At 50.0% G+C, this 1,165-nt stretch carries 1 protein-coding gene and 1 pseudogene; both read left to right on the top strand.

Annotation, left to right across the window (positions count from 1 at the left end):
- Nucleotides 1-315 precede the first annotated feature (315 nt).
- Nucleotides 316-945: pseudogene (locus ACTBDZ_RS18015) on the top strand (ferredoxin-like protein).
- A gap of 127 nt (nucleotides 946-1,072) precedes the next feature.
- Nucleotides 1,073-1,165: hypothetical protein (locus tag ACTBDZ_RS18010; protein WP_438816295.1), on the top strand; the 93-nt coding region annotated here is incomplete at its 3' end.

The raw sequence follows: 1,165 nt of genomic DNA, 5'->3' as shown, positions 1-1,165 counted from the left end.
TTCAGTATTGGTGACAGACCACCACAAGTATCCAACCTCAATTCTGTTCACAAGACCATCGTTGATGTTCTCGGCGAGCGATACCGTCGAATTTATTCTTAAAGTAGGTGCGGAATGACGGATTCAACATTGCATCGTAAGTCAGTTCGCAAAACAGACGCGGGTAATAAGCAGTTGTGATGAGACATCGTTATTAACTATTTTATACAACGGTTAGTGTTTACTGTCACGTTATTTCTTGCCGCCTTGTTGCGTGTTTTGTACTGCGTTGATTTCCGTGCTCATGTATTCGGGTATGCGGAGGATGAAAATTAAATGCCTAATCAGGTTGAGCGTCCTTTATTGGATCTGGGACTAACAAGACTCGAATTCCTGCGGATTTAAGGCAAAGGCCTGGCAGGGATCACTATTGCGCCAGCACTGCTTTCACTGTTGGGGTGCCGACAGGAGCAGATCGACAGCGGCGTTATCGGGCTGACGACCACCCCCAAAGGCGTGCTGGTGACAAACCGCGCCCGCTGCACCGGGTGTCATCGCTGCGAAACCGCCTGCACGTCGTTTAATGACGGTAGCGTTGGTTCCTATTTCTCACGCGTCAAAATCCATCGCCATTTCTACTACGGCGACGGTGGGCTTGGCTCCGGCGGCGGCTTGTACGGCGATCTCAATTTCACCAATGACACCTGTCGGCAGTGTAAAGATCCCGAATGCATGAAAGCCTGTCCTATCAAGGCTATCGTCTTCAATGAAGAGCATGGCAGCATCGCCGTGGACACCAAGCGCTGCATCGGCTGCGCCGCCTGTACCACCGCCTGTCCCTGGATGATGGCAACCGTTAACCCGCAGACCAAAAAATCGGGCAAATGCATTCTGTGCGGTGAATGCGCGACGGCGTGCCCGACCGGGGCATTATCCATTATCGAGTGGAAAGAGATTACCGTCTGATAACGGCAACGGGCGTTATCCCCTTATTCACGCGGCGTTTCATACGCAGGAAGGCTTTGTTGAATAAATAGAAAGTTTGGGTAATCATCGGATCAGATCACCATAGTTGTTTCAAAATCAGGTCTCCATGGCAAAACAAAATTTTAAAATCACTAACTGGCCCTCCTATAACAAGGCCCTCAAGCAGCGCGGTTCTCTAACCGTATGGCTAAATAACTGT

Origin of the sequence: Symbiopectobacterium sp., assembly GCF_051710365.1 — a bacterium.
GTDB lineage: Bacteria > Pseudomonadota > Gammaproteobacteria > Enterobacterales > Enterobacteriaceae > Symbiopectobacterium.
Note: the sequence above shows the minus strand (reverse complement) of the source record. Positions and strands in the feature narration are given on the sequence as shown.